The sequence below is a fragment of the Gluconacetobacter diazotrophicus PA1 5 genome, from assembly GCF_000067045.1.
GTDB lineage: Bacteria > Pseudomonadota > Alphaproteobacteria > Acetobacterales > Acetobacteraceae > Gluconacetobacter > Gluconacetobacter diazotrophicus.
Genome location: NC_010125.1, coordinates 2906344 through 2926647, shown reverse-complemented (window position 1 = coordinate 2926647; position 20304 = coordinate 2906344). Strand labels below are relative to the sequence as shown.

Genomic DNA, 20304 nt, shown 5'->3' with positions numbered 1-20304 from the left:
TGGCGAGTTGGGTATAGGAGGCCATGAACAAAGACAGCGCTGCGCAATGAGCGCTAGCCCGCTGAGTCCCAATCACTCTCATGCTGGTAACCGCGAAAGCTGTTATCACGCGATAATGGTGGCGCGGCCAGGGTTCATGTCCTGTTTGCGCCAAAACGTCCCGCCGGCGAGGCGGGAGACAATTTCTGGTGGCAAAACCGGACGGCGGTGACTGGCTGCGACTTGCGGCCTGACAGTATGCAAGCCGGGCGTACCAAGCTGTTGATCGAAGGCGATGGGCTCATTCGTATCAACTTTGTTAAAGTCATAATCGTATTTGGGAAGACCCAAAACTCCTGTGATCTGTCTCAAGGTTCCGGACGGATCGGTGACCAGTCTGTCATAATCAACAAGTAGAAGCTTCTGTGCGAATGTGCCAAAGTAAGCCTCGTTTAAGGCCCGCCAACAATAACCGAAAGGTCCGTCTTTCGAAAGAAGGTGCTCCACTCGGTCATGGAGGTTCCCACGACTCTGAATTGGTACGATCTTGGACGACAGAAGGGGATCTCGCTGAAACAGCCGTTCGAACGAGTCAACGATCCATACAGGATCTCGGACGCAACAGATGACACGCGCGTTGGGGAACAGAGAATCGATAAGACCTAGCCGCGTGCACCACATTCGATTGTTGTCGATGATGACGCCGTCGGTCCCATCCGACCCGTAGTAATTGTAAAGTGTGCCTCTTAGTATTCGCGAGGTAGCGCCAGAGTCAAATTCTGTTTGGAACTCTCCTTCAACCATTACGGATGTGAGTTTTACCATCATCGGCGCTACCGGGGTCGAGATACCTGCGTGCCTAATGGCGGGATTTTGCTTGAGAATGGCAGAAAGTAACGTTGATCCGGACCGTGGCAGGCCGGACATGAAATGCACACCATGATGCGTCATTATTGGTAACCTCTCCGTGGAGCAAAAAGCGTTTCGAGGGTATGATCCCCATCGAGCGTGCCTTGAATGGCGTTGGCTATTGTCCTCGCTGGCACGGGGGCGAGCATCTGGCTATGCGTGGCGTCAATGTCGGTAATTCGTACAGATCCGCTGGCATAGGGTAGCCAAAGGGATGTTGTTTCGTCGGGAGGCTGAGATCCGTCAGGTACTGCTCTTAAAAGATGAATGTCGCCATCAAAGATGTCGGGATGATACGCGTACATAATCATCGTATTGTTTCGGAAGACCTGGGCCATCTTGGTCTCCATTTGTGCGTCCACGTTTTCAATACCGTACTCCCGCATGAGGGCCTTGATAGCGATGGTAAACTCCCGATCCTCGCGCGCGGTTTGTTTGTCGATGTCATCAACTGGATAGCCGTCGAGCAAGTGCAGAATCGCGACGTTCTCTCCATGCCCCTGTAGTCTAGTAGCGATAGCATGTGCGGCAACGGCACCGAACGACCAACCGAGGAGATGGTATGGGCCCTGGGGCTGAACGTTACGAATTTGCGCTACGTAGTCCGATGCGAGATCTTCCATGCACGCAGGCAGGACTTCTCCATCTTCAAAGCCGCGGGCCTGGAACGCGTAGACCGGACGGTCAGCGTCTATGTTGCTCAATAAGTTCCTGTACGGCCAGGGGAGCCCAAACCCTCCGTGTAGGCAGAAGAGTGGTGACAGCGAGCCGCTCTTACGGAGCGCAATCAGGTTGCTACCCCCTGCGTCGTGCCCGTCATCGATCCTCCCCGAAAGGCCCGCGACGGTCGGCACCTCGAAGAGGGCGCGGATGGGCAGGTCGACGTCGAGGGTGGCGCGGATGCGGCTGACGAGGCGTGTGGCGAGCAGGGAATGCCCGCCGAGATCGAAGAAGCTGTCGTCGATGCCGACGCGGTCGACGCCGAGGATTTCGGCGAAGAGTGCGGCGAGGACGGCCTCCTGCGGGGTGCGCGGGGCGCGTCCGTCGCCGGCCGGGGTGAAGTCCGGGGCGGGGAGGGCCTTGCGGTCGAGCTTTCCGTTTGGCGTGAGGGGCAGGGCGTCGAGGACGAGGATGGCGGCGGGGACCATGTAGTCGGGCAGGACGGCGCCGAGGGCCCGGCGCAGGGCGGCGGGCTCCAGGGCGGCGTCGTCGTCCGGGACGACATATCCGACGAGACGCTTGTCGCCTGGGCTGTCCTCGCGGGCGATGACGGCGGCGGCGCGAATGCCGGGCTGTTCGCCGAGGCGGGCCTCGATCTCGCCGGGCTCGATGCGGAAGCCGCGGATCTTGACCTGCTGGTCGGCGCGCCCGAGGAACTCGATGTTGCCGTCGGGGAGGTAGCGGGCGAGATCGCCGGTGCGATACATGCGCGCGCCGGGCTCGGGGCTGAAGGGATCGTCGAGGAAACGCTCGGCGGTGAGGTCGGGACGGTTCAGGTAGCCCCGCGCCACGCCCGCGCCGCCGATATACAGCTCTCCCGCAACCCCTCCGGGAACGAGCTGCTGGCCATTGTCCAGAATATAGATCCGCGTGTTGGCGACTGGCCGGCCGATCGGAGCTTTACGTGAGAGACTGCCATCCTTCTTGAACGGCCAAAATAGCGCGTCGATTGTCGTCTCGGTCGGGCCATACAGATTGAAGAAAGGCGCTCGAAGTTTTTCCTCTAGCTCATAAACAGTCTTGAGATCCGCCTCTTCTCCGCCGCAGAAAACATAACGAAGCGTTTCCCAAGAGCCGACCGCATCGGCGGTGTTTATGGCAGAAAAGAACGACGGGACGCCTTGTAGCGTCGTGACCCGCATAGAAGCGGCATATTCGAATATTCGAGAAAGACCGTCAGCGTTCGTTCCGGGATAAAGGATTGTTGCCGCACCGCATGCCAGTGGCGTCCACACCTCCCATCCTGCGGCGTCGAAAGAGATCGATGTACGTTGCAGAACTCGATCAGTGGCATCAAAACCAAATATTCTTGTCTGCCAAGCCGTATGGTTGACGATATTCCGGTGTTCGACGGCGACCCCTTTTGGCACGCCAGTGGAGCCTGATGTGTAGATGACATAGGCGACATTGCGCGATGTCAGGCCAAGTTGCCGGGGATCAGGATCGGTATCGGACCGGGTGTGCCATGTGGCGGCGTCGGCGTGGAGATCGATGATGCGGATGCGGTCGCGCGCATGGTCTCCGACGGCGCGGCGGCCCGTGTCATCGAGAAGGAGGATGGCGGGCCGGGCATCGTCCAGGATCTGGCACAGACGCGCGGTGGGATAGGCGGGGTCGAGGGGAAGATAGGCGCCGCCGGCCTTGAGGATGGCGAGCAGTCCGACGACCATGGCGACGGATCGGTCGAGGCAGATGGCGACCGGTTGGTCGGGTTGGACCCCGAGCGCGATGAGATGGTGGGCGAGGCGATTGGCGCGTGCGTTCAGGTCGGCATAGGTAAGGGTGTCGTCACCGCACAGGACAGCGGTCGTGTCGGGCGCGGCGCAAACCTGGGCTTCAACCATCTGGTGCAGGCACAGGTCTGCTGGGTAGGGTGCTGCTGTGTTGTTCCACGTTTCCAGGAGCAGTATGCGCTCATTGGGATCGAGGACGTCGATGTCGGCGATGTGGGTATCGGCGCTTTGGGCCATGGCATCGAGGACGCGCTGCAGGCGCTGGGCGATGCGTTCGACGGAGGCCTGATCGAACAGGTCGGTGTCGTATTCGATCTCGCCGTCGAGGGCGCTGCCGTTTTCGGCAAAGGTGAAGGTCAGGTCGAACTTCGCGCTTGCGGTCTCGGCGGGGAGGTAGGCGACATCGAGAGCGGGCAGGGCGATGTGCGTCTCGGCGGTGTTTTCCAGGGCGAGCATGACCTGGAATAGCGGATGGTGGTTCTGGGCGCGGGCCGGGTTGAGGACCTCGACCAGCTTCTCGAACGGCATGTCCTGATGGCCATAGGCGGCGAGGCTGGTTTCGCGCACGCGGGCGAGCAGTTCGGCGACGGTTGGATTGCCGGCCAGATCGGTACGCAGGACGAGGGTGTTGACGAAGAAGCCGACGAGATCGTCGAGGGCGCTCTCGGTGCGTCCGGCGATCGGGCTGCCGATGGCGATGTCGTCGCCGGCGCCGAGTTTGCCGAGCAGGATGGCGAGCCCGGCCTGGAGCACCATGAACAGGCTGGCGCCGCTGCGGCGGGCCAGTGCGTGCAGGCGGTCGCGCAGCGCGGCATCGAGGCGCACAGGCATGATGGCGCCGCGATAGGAGGAGACGGCGGGCCGGGGCCGGTCGGTCGGCAGTTCGATGCAGGCGGGCAGGCCGGCGAGCGCGTCGCGCCAGTAGGCGACCTGCTGGTGGAACAGGCTGTCGGGATCGGCCGCATCGCCGAGGAGGTCACGCTGCCACAGCGTATAATCGGCATATTGCACCGGCAGCGGCGCGAGATCCGGCGCCCGGCCAGCGAGCCGGGCCTCGTAGGCGCGGGCGAGATCGCGGGCGAACGGGGTCATCGACCAGCCGTCCGACGCGATATGATGCAGCAGCACGAGCATCACATGCCGCTCCGGCGCCAGCCGGAACAGGGTGGCGCGGATGGGCGGTTCCGCTCCGACATCGATCGGCCTGGCGGCTTCCGCGGCGAGGGCCGGCGTCAGGCTGGTCTGATCGACCTCGCGGATGTCGAGCGGCACGCGGCAGCGCGGATCCTCCGGCTCGAGGATCTGCTGGCAGGCGATGCCGTCGATCTCGGGGAAGAGGGTGCGCAGGCTCTCGTGACGGGCGACGACATCGCGCAGCGCGGCCTGCATGGCGACGACGTCGAGCGGGCCGTCGAGGCGCAGAGAGAGCGGCATGTTGTAGGTGGGCGAGGGTCCCTCGAGCTGATAGAGGAACCACAGGCGCTGCTGGGCAAAGGACAGCGGCAGGACCGGCGGGCGGGCCATGGGCGCCAGGGCCGGCCGGCTGCTCTGCCCGCGGCCGGCGTCGATCCTCTCCGAAAGACCTGTGACGGTCGGTGCCTCGAAGAGGGCGCGGATGGGCAGGTCGGCGCCGAGGGTGGCGCGGATGCGGCTGACGAGGCGTGTGGCGAGCAGGGAATGCCCGCCGAGATCGAAGAAGCTGTCGTCGATGCCGACGCGGTCGACGCCGAGGATTTCGGCGAAGAGTGCGGCGAGGACGGCCTCCTGCGGGGTGCGCGGGGCGCGTCCGTCGCCGGCCGGGGTGAAGTCCGGGGCGGGGAGGGCCTTGCGGTCGAGCTTTCCGTTTGGCGTGAGGGGCAGGGCGTCGAGGACGAGGATGGCGGCGGGGACCATGTAGTCGGGCAGGACGGCGCCGAGGGCCCGGCGCAGGGCGGCGGGCTCCAGGGCGGCGTCGTCGTCCGGGACGACATATCCGACGAGACGCTTGTCGCCTGGGCTGTCCTCGCGGGCGATGACGGCGGCGGCGCGAATGCCGGGCTGTTCGCCGAGGCGGGCCTCGATCTCGCCGGGCTCGATGCGGAAGCCGCGGATCTTGACCTGCTGGTCGGCGCGCCCGAGGAACTCGATGTTGCCGTCGGGGAGGTAGCGGGCGAGATCGCCGGTGCGATACATGCGCGCGCCGGGCTCGGGGCTGAAGGGATCGTCGAGGAAGCGCTCGGCGGTGAGGTCGGGGCGGTTCAGGTAGCCCCGCGCCACGCCCGCGCCGCCGACATACAGCTCTCCAACCATGCCGAGCGGTACCGGTTGGCCGTAATTATCGAGTATGTAAACGCGGAGATCGGGAATGCGGCAGCCAATCGGACTGCCGGTCTGTTCGGCGTCGTCCGCTGTGAGCGGGCGGTAAGTGACGTGGACTGTCGTTTCGGTGATGCCATACATGTTTACCAGGCGCGGCGCATCGTCCGGGCGGACGGCATACCACTTCCTGAGCATGGATGGTTCCAGGGCCTCGCCGCCGAAGATCACGTAGCGGAGCTGATCCGTCAGTCCATCCTCGGCCTGGGCGTCGATAAATGCCTTGAAAGCCGATGGTGTCTGGTTGAGCACGGTGACACCCTGCTCGCAGACCAGACGATGGAACTCGGCCGCCGACCGGGCGACAGCGTGGGGTACGACCACCAAGCGGCCGCCATGGCGCAGTGCGCCCCATAGCTCCCAGACCGAGAAGTCGAACGCGAAGGAGTGGAACAGGCACCAGACGTCCTGCGCGTCGAAGCCGAACCAGGCCTGGGTGCTGTCGAACAGCCGGGCCACCTGGGCGTGTTCGACCATGACGCCTTTGGGCGTTCCCGTGGAGCCGGAGGTATAGATGATATAGGCGAGATTTTCGGGACGAAGTCCGATTGTCCTGGTGTCCGGATTCGTGTCTGGCCGTGAGGTCCAGTCACCCCGGTCAGCGTGTAGGTCGATGACCGTCAGCCCGTCCAGCGTTTCGGCACCGAGCGCGTTCCGGCCCGCAGGATCGAGGATCACCACTTCGGGTGCGGCGTCGGCAAGGATCAGGCCCAGCCGGCTCGACGCAGCCGCCGGATCCAGGGGCACATAGGCGCCGCCCGCCTTGAGGATGGCGAGCAGTCCCACCACCATCTCGATGCTGCGTGCCGCGCACAGGCCGACCCGCATGTCGGGCTCGATCCCGAGCGCGATCAGATGGTGGGCGAGCCTGTTTGCCCGTGTGTTCAGCTCACCATAGGTGACGGTCTGCTGCCCGAACGTCAGCGCGATCGCCGCAGGGTCGCGTGCCACCTGTTCCTCGAACGCCTCATGCAGGCACAGGTCCGGCGCAAGCGGAGCGGCTACCTCGTTCCACGTTTCCAGGAGCAGTGTGCGCTCATTGGGATCGAGGACGTCGATGTCGGCGATGTGGGTATCGGCGCTTTGGGCCATGGCATCGAGGACGCGCTGCAGGCGCTGGGCGATGCGTTCGACGGAGGCCTGATCGAACAGGTCGGTGTCGTATTCGATCTCGCCGTCGAGGGCGCTGCCGTTTTCGGCAAAGGTGAAGGTCAGGTCGAACTTCGCGCTTGCGGTCTCGGCGGGGAGGTAGGCGACATCGAGAGCGGGCAGGGCGATGTGCGTCTCGGCGGTGTTTTCCAGGGCGAGCATGACCTGGAATAGCGGATGGTGGTTCTGGGCGCGGGCCGGGTTGAGGACCTCGACCAGCTTCTCGAACGGCATGTCCTGATGGCCATAGGCGGCGAGGCTGGTTTCGCGCACGCGGGCGAGCAGTTCGGCGACGGTTGGATTGCCGGCCAGATCGGTACGCAGGACGAGGGTGTTGACGAAGAAGCCGACGAGATCGTCGAGGGCGCTCTCGGTGCGTCCGGCGATCGGGCTGCCGATGGCGATGTCGTCGCCGGCGCCGAGTTTGCCGAGCAGGATGGCGAGCCCGGCCTGGAGCACCATGAACAGGCTGGCGCCGCTGCGGCGGGCCAGTGCGTGCAGGCGTCGCGCAGCGCGCATTCGAGGCGGTACCAGCTGATTGATCAGTATATGGATCCCCGCGCAGGTGGCGGGCCCAGGCGGCGTGTCGTCCGGGACGACATATCCGACGAGACGCTTGTCGCCTGGGCTGTCCTCGCGGGCGATGACGGCGGCGGCGCGAATGCCGGGCTGTTCGCCGAGGCGGGCCTCGATCTCGCCGGGCTCGATGCGGAAGCCGCGGATCTTGACCTGCTGGTCGGCGCGCCCGAGGAACTCGATGTTGCCGTCGGGGAGGTAGCGGGCGAGATCGCCGGTGCGATACATGCGCGCGCCGGGCTCGGGGCTGAAGGGATCGTCGAGGAAACGCTCGGCGGTGAGGTCGGGACGGTTCAGGTAGCCCCGCGCCACGCCCGCGCCGCCGATATACAGCTCTCCCGCAACCCCTCCGGGAACGAGCTGCTGGCCATTGTCCAGAATATAGATCCGCGTGTTGGCGATCGGACGCCCAATCGGCACGCTCGAGAGTGCGCCGACATCGCCCAGGCAACTCCATGCGGTCACGTCGATGGCGGCTTCGGTTGGACCGTAGAGGTTGTGAATTCCTGCATCCGGCAACAGGCTGTGGCAACGTTGCAGGACGCCGGCCGGCAGCGCTTCGCCACTACAGATAACGCGCCGAAGCGAGCCGCATTGCTCCGGTTTACCCTCTTCGAGAAACAGTTCGAGCATAGACGGAACAAAGTGCAGCGTTGTCACCTGCTGTTGTTCGATCAAGCTCGACAGATAGGCCGCGTCCTTCTGTCCGTTGGGTGCAGCCAGTACCATTCTGGCGCCCGCCATGAGTGTCCAGAAGAACTCCCAGACTGAAACGTCGAACCCAAAGGACGTTTTCTGTAACACTGCGTCGGAGGCAATGAGGCAATAGGCGTTCTGCATCCAGGTGAGCCGATTAATCAGCGCTCGGTGCTCGTTGGGCACCCCTTTTGGCACGCCAGTGGAGCCTGATGTGTAGATGACATAGGCGACATTGCGCGATGTCAGGCCAAGTTGCCGGGGATCAGGATCGGTATCGGACCGGGTGTGCCATGTGGCGGCGTCGGCGTGGAGATCGATGATGCGGATGCGGTCGCGCGCATGGTCTCCGACGGCGCGGCGGCCCGTGTCATCGAGAAGGAGGATGGCGGGCCGGGCATCGTCCAGGATCTGGCACAGACGCGCGGTGGGATAGGCGGGGTCGAGGGGAAGATAGGCGCCGCCGGCCTTGAGGATGGCGAGCAGTCCGACGACCATGGCGACGGATCGGTCGAGGCAGATGGCGACCGGTTGGTCGGGTTGGACCCCGAGCGCGATGAGATGGTGGGCGAGGCGATTGGCGCGTGCGTTCAGGTCGGCATAAGTGATGCTGTCTTCACCGCAGACCACGGCGGTTGCGCCTGGCGTTGCGTATACTTGGCGTTCGACCATCTGGTGGATGCAGAAGTTGGCCGGGTAGGGCGCTGCGGTGTCGTTCCAAGTCTCCAGCAGGAGTGTTCGCTCATTGGGGTCGAGAACGTCGATACGTTCGATCGGTGTCTGCGGATTGTTCTCTAATGCCTCCAGCATTCCTTCAAGGGCACGCTGCATGTAGCCGCAGATCCGCTCGGGATCGAGGGGAGCGACCACTTGGGTGGTCAAGCCCAGCGACGTGCCGAAATCCTCGACCGAAAGGGTCACGGGGTAATTCGTCCGCTCGTCCGCCCCGAGGAATTCTACGCCGTCGAGCAGTGTGGCGAAGGCGTCAGCACTCCGGTCGATATTCTGGTTGTGTCGATAGTTGAGCAACGCGCTGAACAACGGTGTCGCGGGTGGCACTGCGCTGCACTGGCGAGCCAGCGACAGCGAGGCATGTTCGTGGCGGAGTAGCCCGGCGAGCGCGGCATGTGTGTCCCGCACGCCCTGCTCGGTTCCGGCCGCCTCGAGTTTCAAGCGGAGCGGCAGTGTATTGATGAACAGCCCCATTGCACGGTCAGCGCCGGTTCCCGCATCCATCCGGCCAAACAAGACGGTACCAAACACCACATCCTGTCGTCCGCTGGTAGCCGCGATGACGCGTCCCCAGGCGAGGTGACACAGACTTGCCAGACTGACACCGAGCCGCCGAGCCTGATGGCGCAGGCGGTCGTTGAGAGCTTGTGGCAGCATTCTCGTGGCTTCTGCTGTCTCTGCTCCATCGAGATGAACGTCCGCTAGACCGAAGGGAAGCGTGGGCTCATCCATATCGGCGAGCATGTCGCGGAAGAACGCTTCATGCTCGGCTTGGGGCACGCCAAGCCGGGTTTGGGCGACGAGATTACGGAACGGTTGTGGTGGTGCGAGGGCATCTGGGCGCTGGGACAGAAGTGCGAGCACCTCGGCATTCATGACATCGAGAGTTGAATGGTCGCCGATCAGATGATGGAGTTGCTCGACAAGGATCCAGCGGTCGTTTGGCTCATCACGTGCGATGGCGAAGCGGAGCAAGGGCGGTTGCCCTAAATCGATGCGGCTGACGCGCGGGTCAAAGCGCCGCACGAGTTGGTCGGTGACGGGACCATCGGTCGGATCGAGCTTCAGTTCGGTGACGGAAAGGTTGGCTTCGCGCAGGACGACCTGCGCGGCGTTGGAAATACCTTCCCAGATGAAGCAGGTGCGTAGGACGTCATGGCGGTCGACAATGGTTTGGATAGTTTCGAGATAGTGGTCGAGCTTCTCCCTGTCGGCAAAGGCCATCTGCCCGGCCAGCAGATAAGGGTCGCCCCGTTCGGCGAGCAGGTGATGGAAGAGGATGCCGTCTTGCAGGGGAGTGAGGGCGTAGATGTCCTGAATATTGCCGATGCCACCCGGTACTAGTGCGCCGATGCGGTTGATCTCGGCTTGGTCGAGATCGATCAGAGGTAGCATGTCAGGCGTTATGGCGTCCGTGCCATACGGAATGAGATTCGGCGGCGTAACGACGATATGGCTGTCGCCGAGGCAGCGGGCGAGATCGGCTAGGACGGGAGCCCCGAAGAGGGTTCGGACTTGCGTGGCCAGACCGATGCGGCGCAGACGCTCCATCATCTGGACGGCGAGCAAGGAGTGGCCGCCAAGTTCGAAGAAATTGTCGTATCGGCCGACGCGGGACAAGCCGAGCAGATCCTGCCAGATGGCCGCCAGGGCCATTTCCGCGTCACCTTCTGGCGCGACATACTCGCTTCGGTCGAAGGCGCTGTCGTCCGGGGCGGGGAGGGCCTTGCGGTCGAGCTTTCCGTTTGGCGTGAGGGGCAGGGCGTCGAGGACGAGGATGGCGGCGGGGACCATGTAGTCGGGCAGGACGGCGCCGAGGGCCCGGCGCAGGGCGGCGGGCTCCAGGGCGGCGTCGTCGTCCGGGACGACATATCCGACGAGACGCTTGTCGCCTGGGCTGTCCTCGCGGGCGATGACGGCGGCGGCGCGGATGCCGGGCTGTTCGCCGAGGCGGGCCTCGATCTCGCCGGGCTCGATGCGGAAGCCGCGGATCTTGACCTGCTGGTCGGCGCGTCCGAGGAACTCGATGTTGCCGTCGGGGAGGTAGCGGGCGAGATCGCCGGTGCGATACATGCGCGCGCCGGGCTCGGGGCTGAAGGGATCGTCGAGGAAACGCTCGGCGGTGAGGTCGGGACGGTTCAGGTAGCCCCGCGCCACGCCCGCGCCGCCGATATACAGCTCTCCCGCAACGCCAAGGGGAGCAGGTCTGCGTCCAGCATCAAGGATGTAGATACGAGCATTGAAGACGGGCCGTCCAATCGCAAGGGCCTGCCGCGCGTCTTTGATTCGCTTGGATACGATAGCGTCGACGGTGGTCTCAGTGGGACCGTAGCTGTTGAAAAGCTGGTGCCGCTGGAACCAGATTGTCGCCAAATCCAGTGATAGTGCTTCGCCGCCAACGTTGATCACGCAGTCTTCGGGCACGTCATGCGGCGAGATATTGGCAAGAAAAGCCGGTGTTGTATCGAGATAATTGATCGCATAGCGATGCAGAAGATCCGTGAATTGGCCGCGGTCCAGCAGATCACGCCGGTCGACGACAACAAGCGTGCCGCCCGTCAGCAGCGCGGAACAGATCTGACCGACTGAAGAATCAAAATTGATCGATGCGAACAATAGAACACGGCTGTCTGTCCCCAGATTGAAGCGATGCCGCTGACAGGCAGTGTGGCTTGCCAGGCCGCGATGGGTAACCACAACCCCTTTCGGGGTGCCCGTTGATCCGGAGGTATAGATGATGTAGGCAGCATTCTGTACGGATAGTTCGGCAATGCGTGAGCTATTGTCGGGGCTTATCTCTATACGGATATCCGATCTCGGCATGAGTTCTGGCGAATCGGGAAATAGAATTCGGTGATCGGATGAAAACCCGCCCTTACGCACGGCGCTTTCGGCCGTAATAATGGCATCTGGCGCGCAATCGGCGATAATGAACTGCAGTCGATCGGGAGGATAATTGGGATCCAGCGGGACGTACGCAGCACCTGCTTTGACAATACCCAATAGTGCGATGATCAGTTCATTCGAAGGGGGTAGGCATAGAGCGACGCGATCTTCCGGCCCGATACCCCGGGAGATTAGTCCGTAAGCAATCTGGTTCGCCCGTGTATTCAACTCCAAGTATGAGAGTGCAGAGGATCCGCATCGCAGCGCGATTGCCTCTGGAGTTCGTTGAACCTGCTGTTCAAACAGTTCCGGCAGTGTCGCGAACTGAACTGGGTAAGACGTTTCGTTCCACGTTTCCAGGAGCAGTATGCGCTCATTGGGATCGAGGACGTCGATGTCGGCGATGTGGGTATCGGCGCTTTGGGCCATGGCATCGAGGACGCGCTGCAGGCGCTGGGCGATGCGTTCGACGGAGGCCTGATCGAACAGGTCGGTGTCGTATTCGATCTCGCCGTCGAGGGCGCTGCCGTTTTCGGCAAAGGTGAAGGTCAGGTCGAACTTCGCGCTTGCGGTCTCGGCGGGGAGGTAGGCGACATCGAGAGCGGGCAGGGCGATGTGCGTCTCGGCGGTGTTTTCCAGGGCGAGCATGACCTGGAATAGCGGATGGTGGTTCTGGGCGCGGGCCGGGTTGAGGACCTCGACCAGCTTCTCGAACGGCATGTCCTGATGGCCATAATGCGGCGAGTGCTTGGGTTCGCGCACGCCGGGCGAGCAGTACGGCGAACGGTTTTTCGGGACGAAGTCCGATTGTCTGGTGTCCGGATTCGTGTCTGGCCGTGAGGTCCAGTCACCCCGGTCAGCGTGTAGGTCGATGACCGTCAGCCCGTCCAGCGTTTCGGCACCGAGCGCGTTCCGGCCCGCAGGATCGAGGATCACCACTTCGGGTGCGGCGTCGGCAAGGATCAGGCCCAGCCGGCTCGACGCAGCCGCCGGATCCAGGGGCACATAGGCGCCGCCCGCCTTGAGGATGGCGAGCAGTCCCACCACCATCTCGATGCTGCGTGCCGCGCACAGGCCGACCCGCATGTCGGGCTCGATCCCGAGCGCGATCAGATGGTGGGCGAGCCTGTTTGCCCGTGTGTTCAGCTCACCATAGGTGACGGTCTGCTGCCCGAACGTCAGCGCGATCGCCGCAGGGTCGCGTGCCACCTGTTCCTCGAACGCCTCATGCAGGCACAGGTCCGGCGCAAGCGGAGCGGCTACCTCGTTCCACGTTTCCAGGAGCAGTGTGCGCTCATTGGGATCGAGGACGTCGATGTCGGCGATGCATGCATTAGGACGCGCAATAATCTGCCGTATTACCGATCGGAAGATGCGTTCGAGTGACGCAATGCGATGCCCTGCGTTCGGCCACCGAGCAGAATCGATAATGATCTCAAAATCAGTCCCATCGAGACTCGGATACCTACAGAAAGTAATAGCGTAGTCTTCGTGCGGTCCGCTGATAAGCGTGCGTCCTATACTTTCTTCGCCGCCAAATTTTACCCTGTTGTCGAAATCGATAACATTAACGGAAGGTCCGAACGAGTGTATTCCTTTGGGCAGCATATCCCTGGCGATGCGCTCGCCACGAACCCGACTATGACGGAGAATACGCCGGGTATGACGTGCTACGTTGCGGACGACGTCGGCGAAAGTTGTTGATGGAGTAAACGTGGTCCGAAGCGGGACAACGTTACTGACAAACCCAGGCATGGTACGGGTTTCGCGCGTTCGTCCTGTCACCGGCATGCTTATCGCAATGTCATCGAAGCCGGAGATCCGATGGAGGAAAACCATGACGCAGGCAATGGTCCCGGTAGAGAACTGACTGCCAAGGCGTCGCACCAAGTCAACGAACGCCACACGCTCGGCTGTACTCAGTGTGAACCGTCGCTGATGCTCAGCAATCCCGGTTGTAGGTAGCCCATCAAGTAGAGCGCCTGGGTATTCCCAACCCGCCAGATAATCCCGCCAGAAGGCGCGGCCGGCTGTTTCGGCATTCGACTGATGGTAGGCGGCGTCCGCGCTCAGGAATGAGAAAAAATCACCGAACCACGGGGTTGGCGTCGGCTCGTTAGCTGCATAGGCACGATAGAGTTCGGCGAGCCGTCCCGAAATAAGACCAATACTCTGGCCATCCATCAACAGATGGTGGTAGCGCTGGTAGAAGATAAACCGCTCCCGAGCGATCCGAAATAGATTGAGAGTATAGAGGCGATCCTCCTCGGGATCACAAGTGTTGCGGGCATCGGCGTCCATCCATGTCCGGACGAACTGATCCGCATCATCTCGGTCGCTTAGGTCTGCATAATGGTATTTTAAAGAAGAAGCGTTCTGAAAACTCTGAATGATTCCGGATTCGGTTTCGACAAAGCGCGCGCGTACCGCAGTTGCTTCAGAGGTCACCCGGTGACAGGCTTGTCTGAAGATCTCCGGTTCGATCTTACCACGAATCTCAAGGAACCCAGCAATATTGTAAGTTTGCTCGGGCTGTAGCACAGTCGAGAGCCACATCTCGTGCTGGGGCTCGCTTAACGCGAACTCCACATCACCTTCATGTGCCCGCGTCGAATGCACGGCGGAATAATTGACATCGACCTCGCGTGATGCGCTGTCTGTTTCAGAATGGTTCATGCCCACAGGTGCCTCACGAGACACTCACCGCGAATCCATCGTTGTACAAGATCGCCTCTTGACCAGAGCGATTCGGCGCTCGGATATAGAAACAAATAGTAAGTGATAGATCTCATGTATTGTAGCGGTGAGAAGATAGGTCAATCATGCCAAGTGCGTCTTTATACACGGTAATGTAAATGATGCGGCATTGGCTCGATCGCTTATGTCAACTGACTACTGGAAAGCGTCCTCTAATAGCCAGTTTATACATACTAAATTCATGGCGGCCGATCATTCATACACGTGACCACTAATTGATTTCAATGCTCCTGTAACCCCCCAAAACCGGGGGGTTGACGCGACGTGGGGCCAGAGACCTTTTTATGGAAAGGACGTACTGGTTGTTTCAGATTTCGTGAAGTTTTGGCGTCACGCCTCGCCGAGGCGCGGGTGGCGAACCAAGAGGACGAACAGTGAAATATATTCTTGAGGATTCTGGCTTACACCCAAATAATTGCGTGATGTCCTCCATCCTTCCTCATGACGTTGTCGTCGAGGAACTGTGGGGAAACGCCCGAATAGATCCGCTTTTGGCGCAGGAGAGGGTCCTCGCCGAACGTATGAACTCTCGTCGCCAGCAAGAATTCTCCGCCGGTCGTGCTGTTGCACGGCGTGCCGTACAACGACTGGGATTGGAGCCATTGCCCTTGCTGAAGGGGGCAAATGGAGCGCCACTATGGCAGGATGGTGTCGTCGGGAGTATTACGCATTGCGAACAATATTGCGCCGCTGCGGTCGCTTCAAATTCGGCTTATAGGGGTATCGGAATCGATGCCGAACCCAATAAGCCACTCCCCGAAGAAGTGCGGCCTTTTATTTTGCATCCTTACGAGGTAGCGTGGATTGCGTCAGCGCCCGCTTCAGCCATGTCATGGGATACGATGATATTCAGTGCAAAAGAAGCATTCTATAAGCTATGGTCTTCCGTGACTGGATTTTGGTGTGACTTTAAAGACGGCTATGTACAAATAGACCGGGCGAAGCGGGCGTTCTCGCTGTCATTTCAAGACAATGGCAGAATGAACAGACTCACCAATTGTCATTCAATGTCGGGGATGTTTCATCTCTCCAATGGTATTATCTTAACGACTGTCGTTGCTAATTGGTGATGATTATCTTTGCTCCGCCATGTTTGGTAGCGTCGGAAAGCTCTGGGCTTGACGGCGACCCGAATTGTTGGCCACGTGCACAGGCAGCAGCGTGGGGGCTGTGTGGCCGCGCCACGAGCGAAAAGCTCGATTCACTGAATTTCGGTGCGGAGTGCGCAGCGGCACACGATGGCCCCTTGACCCCCGGGCCGCTCTACGTTCGCTTCGGCGTTATCGGCGGCGACTCGTGCGACAGAATACTTACGGAATTGCGCGCCACCCATCGGTTAGCGAGCGAGGTACCTGTGCGAATAACAGCAATACTGGTAGAGAAGGCCGCTGGCACTTCTCTCGATGTACGAAACGAAATTCTTTTGCGAGTCGCCGACGGTGGAGTCCTCGAGACGTTGCATCCAGATGAATAAAGGGTTGGTAAAGACCCGGAGCCACGAGCTAAACGTCGACATTGGCTTTGTGCACCTTGATAGCTTGGCCCGCCGACACCGCGTTCGGACTGCCTGTGTCAGGGGAAGTCGATGACATTCGCGCGCTCGGCTTCGCCGGACGGATCAGATTAATGGACGTTGCCTTCTAGGTCGTCTGAAGCGGAGGAGCAGTCTAGCGTCAACGACGCATGTGTGCACTGGGCGGCATTCCAGCTTTTCGACCTCTAAGCCGCCATCCGACGTGCCGACCCAAGGAAATTGGATAGATTCATGAACGACCGAGTTCACATTATTTGGGACAATTCGAATATTTTCCACTCTGGCCGATCAACTGGAGACATACTGGAACGGAGAACCGATGGTTTCAGAATATACTTCGAGAACCTAATTGATTTAGCAGCGGACGGCCGGCCGATTGAACAGGTGTTTTGCGTTGGCTCAGTACCGCCCCCAACGAATAGCGTTTGGGGGCATATTGAGAGGCTCACGGGTAAGAAACCTGAGCTATTTGAACGAGGCGCCGCCTCGGGCCGTGAGCAGGCGGTAGACCAGGCCTTGCAAGTGAGGATGTTACGTCTTGGTTTTGACTATCGACCGCCTGAGACGATCGTTCTTCTAACAGGTGACGGTAGTGGATACGAAGACGGCACGGGCTTTTTCGCCGATGCCGAGAGGCTACACAACTTCGGTTGGAAAGTGGAAGTCCTCGCGTGGCAAAATCATTGCAAACGGGAGATGCGTAACTGGGCGGAAACAAACGGCGTCTTCGTACCGCTAGATGATTTTTATTCGTCCATCACTTTTCTCGAAGAGAGGCGCCGAGCGAGGGCGTTAGATCTTAGGCATCGCCCGCGTCTGCACGAACTGTGACGGCGCGCCGGGAGGCTGCTGTATTCCCCGCGTAATTGGCGGTTCTGTGGAGTCCGACAGGAAGCCGATCCTGGGTCACCTCACCGGCCCACGCGAACTAGAAAGGGTTGAATTGGCGATCCACCAATGCGCCATAACACTGAGTTTTGCATTATTGGAGAGATTTCGTGGCGACTACGCTCGATATTTTTTTGCACTCCGTCAGCCATCGCAATGTCGTCTTGGAACGAATTTCATCGTCTTTACAAGAACAAGGGGGCGGTATATTGGTCGATCGTCATGATTTTAGTAAACTGTTTGGATACATAAACTTTTGTGACGGGACACGAATCCGGGCAGAGGAGTGGTTCAACGGTCTGGCGAGTCGGGCATGCGGGCAGCTCAGAATCAGCTATGCGTCACGTTATCCCGGCAGTAACGACCTTCTACATCTTAGCGTAGGCTAATCTGATTTATAATAACTCCCTCGTCATGCAAGAAGAGAAGAACGATGCCTGTCAATGAGCCGACCCTCGAAGTTCGTGCCGTGTCACAGGACACTCCGGACGCCGCGAACTTGGAGGATGATATTTCAAGAGCGATAGCAGCGGGAAGGCGGCGACTTAGTCGAGACGCCTCTCTCGGTGCAATTATAATAGCAGCAATGGTAATATTGCCTATTATAATTCCTTTTCTTGTTCTTGTAATTAGATGGGATGAGCAGAATCTTTACTATACCAATCCCGTGGTGGCAATTGCAATCGCACCATCCCTGCTTGCGATAATCGCTTTCTTTATGCACCGAGTGGAGCGCCCATCTATTAAAATAGCGGAAATTGTTGATATTGTCGGAAATATATGGACGTTCCTCGGCGCGTTGTATGTAGTTCATGCCGCCCTGGACCCCGCGTCAATGCATATTGACGCTCAGTTGGGTGCTATTGCCCGTACCAGCACAATATATTTTTCCATTGGTGTCTCGGTTTTGTTAACGAGTATAGCTATGAAAATTGGAGTATCATTTTCGAAACTTCTCCCGCCCCGACCCCGGTCACCTCTGGTTGCCTCTGAGTCTCGCGATTAAAGATGAATGACGACAGGGCGACCTGGCCGCTGCGCCGGTCCGACTGAAGCGGGCGACTGCGGCATCTGGAGCGATGCGACGGGCTAATCTACGACACCGGTATAGTACCGTTGATCGCATGTGACCGGGCGGTTCCCCGATCGCCATGCAGCGGGAGGACGAAGTGACCTGCTACCGTCTGCATAGCGAGCAAATCATGACTGACCAGCAGATGACCGGACCGGCCGACTAGCCGATCATCTCGGACACGTCGAGTATCGGCCTCACCACATTGGTGTGCGGGACACTGACTGTGCCCAGAACTTCCGAATGCGCTGCGCCGCTTCTCTCACATCGCGCCTCCGGAAATAAGCTGCTGCACTACGTCACTTATGGCACAATGAAAGTTTCGATGCACGTATGAGCTTAACGCCTAGGGAGGCGGAGAAACGGCTTCCTTTTCAATCCGGGGCGCGAAGTCTTCGCTTGAGGACGAATGGCGATCACTGGTAAATCGTCGTCCTTTACGACCAAGAACGTGACAAGTCGGTGATCCAATACCTCAAATTTGGAAAGGTCATTTCTTACCTGCCTCGCTAAAAAGAAAGCATATACATTCCACCCTTGAGTCTTCTCGTCATCGACTATCTTTTTCTGCTCTTGCCGCATTGCTTCGAATATGTCGATAAATGCCACGCGAGTGCGACGGGACCAGTTCTGGATTGGAAGAACGATCTTGTATGGTTCGATCACTGTCCGCTTTTTCTTATCGTCGTCGTTAAGACTTTCGTCCCATTCGGGCCATACGGCGGCGTTCAGAGCAATTTCCATCAGGTCCGAATGCTCATTCGTGTCATTCCTCCGGAAACTTATCGGGCAATAGAGTACTTTCTGAGGAAAGGCCTTATATCCATTTGAATGACCAAGTCTTTGAAAGCAGGTTCTATAGGAATGTCCTTCGCAGTCTCGAATGGAGAGGCCGTGATCTCTTTCGTCGGGGTAGCCACAGAAGACTTCCGCGACACGATGCAAAGACGATGCCGTCGATGCGTGCGACTGCCTCGTGTACAGCGCATCTGAATTGTGTCGATTGCTATTCGAAGCGCTGTCGGTCTCTTCGAATTCCTGTTCCGCAGAACTTGGCACTTGGGGGCGACGCGACGCAAGTCGCAAAATGGATGGTATAGCCTCCGGTACGCCAATTCGTCCTCTTACAGGTCGAATGCGCCCTCTTTTTGAAATGACGCGCATTCCGTCATACGCGCAATCCAATTCGTGGGCGCTTTCCGCGCGAAAATACGGCGAGACTTTGAATTTACCTTCTTTTCCGCATGCGACGGGGAACATCTCAACGTGACATCCTGGACATTGCCATGGTCCCGGAACTTCCTCCTCGCTTAGAGCAAGCGTCCTCGCGTCAAAAATCTCACCAGTCTCCACTTTTTGGGCCAAATCGGGCAAGGCGGCTCTCTATCCTGAAAAAATAATGGAACAAATCAAATCTATGTCGGAAGTCATGAGGCGTCCACCATTGTTTGCCGCGCCTCGCGAGATAGCTTCGCTCTCTGCCGCCGGTGGCCGAGAAGACAAGAATGCGCTTCTGGTCGTCGACGAAGGCGGGCGCCTCGCCGAGATTGGCCGACGAGGCCCGGTTCTCGGCCGTAAGACGCTCGCCCTTCCGAACTACGCGTCGCGGCCAGCCGGTGATGCGGGTCGCAGTCGTTCTTGGAGTGTCAATAGTCGGGAAGTGACCGCGCCTGAGCCTCGGCGGAAAGCGCGTTCCTGAACTCGTCGTCAACTCTATCCACGGGCCGCGTTAGTTCGGCCTGATCTTGACGTGCTCCCCGAAGATACAACCATTTTGAGTTGGAATTTTCCACGTATGATCCCGTAATCGGGATGATGAGAGTTTCATGAAAGCATCGAAGTTCGCCGAGGTGCAGATCGCGCTTGTTCTGAAGCGGGCGGAAGGGGAGGCCCGTCGCCGAGATCTGCCCGAAGGCAGGCATTTTGGATGCGATGTTCTACAACTGGCGGAAGAAATATGCCGGCCTGATGCCGTCCGAGATGAAACGGCTGCGGCAACTCGAGGACGAGAACGCGAAGCTGAAACGGATCGTGGCGGAGCTGTCGCGCGACAAGGCGATGCTGCAGGACGTGCTGTCAAATAAGCTTTGAGCAACCGTCTTGGAAATCAAGCAGTATGCCCAGAGGAATCCCAGGTCGCGCGATGTTTGGCGATGGCGTTGATCATCGTCAGCAGCTTGCGCATGCGCGCCACGAAGGCCACCTTCTTGCGCTTGCCTGCGGCGAGCAAGCGGTCGTAGCAGGCCTTGAGCGCGGGATTATGGCGAACAGCCGTGAGAGTGGCTGTGTACAGGGCCTGCGCACATCGGCACGACCGC

7 protein-coding genes and 1 pseudogene are annotated in these 20304 nt (G+C 59.9%); 4 read left to right on the top strand and 4 right to left on the bottom strand.

What is annotated here, in order from left to right; genetic code table 11:
* Positions 1-105: 105 nt before the first annotated feature.
* Positions 106-930 (bottom strand): sulfotransferase family protein, encoded by an 825-nt coding sequence (locus GDI_RS19255; protein ID WP_081482892.1) that lies wholly within the window; start codon positions 928-930, stop codon positions 106-108.
* Positions 930-14411, bottom strand: a complete 13482-nt coding sequence (locus tag GDI_RS13405; RefSeq protein ID WP_081482891.1) for a non-ribosomal peptide synthetase — start codon at positions 14409-14411, stop codon at positions 930-932. Before GDI_RS13405 ends, GDI_RS19255 begins: the two co-directional genes overlap by 1 nt.
* A gap of 455 nt (positions 14412-14866) precedes the next feature.
* On the opposite strand from GDI_RS13405, the gene GDI_RS19250 reads away from it, so the two are divergent.
* The 3 genes from GDI_RS19250 to GDI_RS19830 all read left to right on the top strand — a co-directional run bounded on the left by GDI_RS19250 (position 14867) and on the right by GDI_RS19830 (position 17920).
* On the top strand, positions 14867-15562 hold the full coding sequence (locus GDI_RS19250; protein WP_157871051.1) for a 4'-phosphopantetheinyl transferase family protein: 696 nt from the start codon (positions 14867-14869) through the stop codon (positions 15560-15562).
* Between the two features lie 695 nt (positions 15563-16257).
* Complete coding sequence (locus GDI_RS19245; RefSeq protein ID WP_012227003.1) at positions 16258-16857, top strand: NYN domain-containing protein; 600 nt, start codon at positions 16258-16260, stop codon at positions 16855-16857.
* A gap of 490 nt (positions 16858-17347) precedes the next feature.
* On the top strand, positions 17348-17920 hold the full coding sequence (locus GDI_RS19830; RefSeq protein ID WP_012227000.1) for a hypothetical protein: 573 nt from the start codon (positions 17348-17350) through the stop codon (positions 17918-17920).
* Between the two features lie 405 nt (positions 17921-18325).
* Here the strand turns inward: GDI_RS19830 and GDI_RS20320 are convergent, their stop codons facing one another.
* Positions 18326-18730 (bottom strand): hypothetical protein, encoded by a 405-nt coding sequence (locus tag GDI_RS20320; RefSeq protein ID WP_041249469.1) that lies wholly within the window; start codon positions 18728-18730, stop codon positions 18326-18328.
* Positions 18731-19812: 1082 nt separating this feature from the next.
* Between GDI_RS20320 and GDI_RS13390 the strand changes: the two are divergent.
* Positions 19813-20071 (top strand): annotated as a pseudogene (locus GDI_RS13390) (transposase); the annotation flags it as partial.
* 22 nt (positions 20072-20093) lie between these two features.
* Here the strand turns inward: GDI_RS13390 and GDI_RS20645 are convergent.
* A complete protein-coding gene (locus GDI_RS20645; RefSeq protein WP_012226994.1) occupies positions 20094-20216 on the bottom strand; it encodes a hypothetical protein in 123 nt (40 codons plus the stop codon).
* Positions 20217-20304 lie beyond the last annotated feature (88 nt).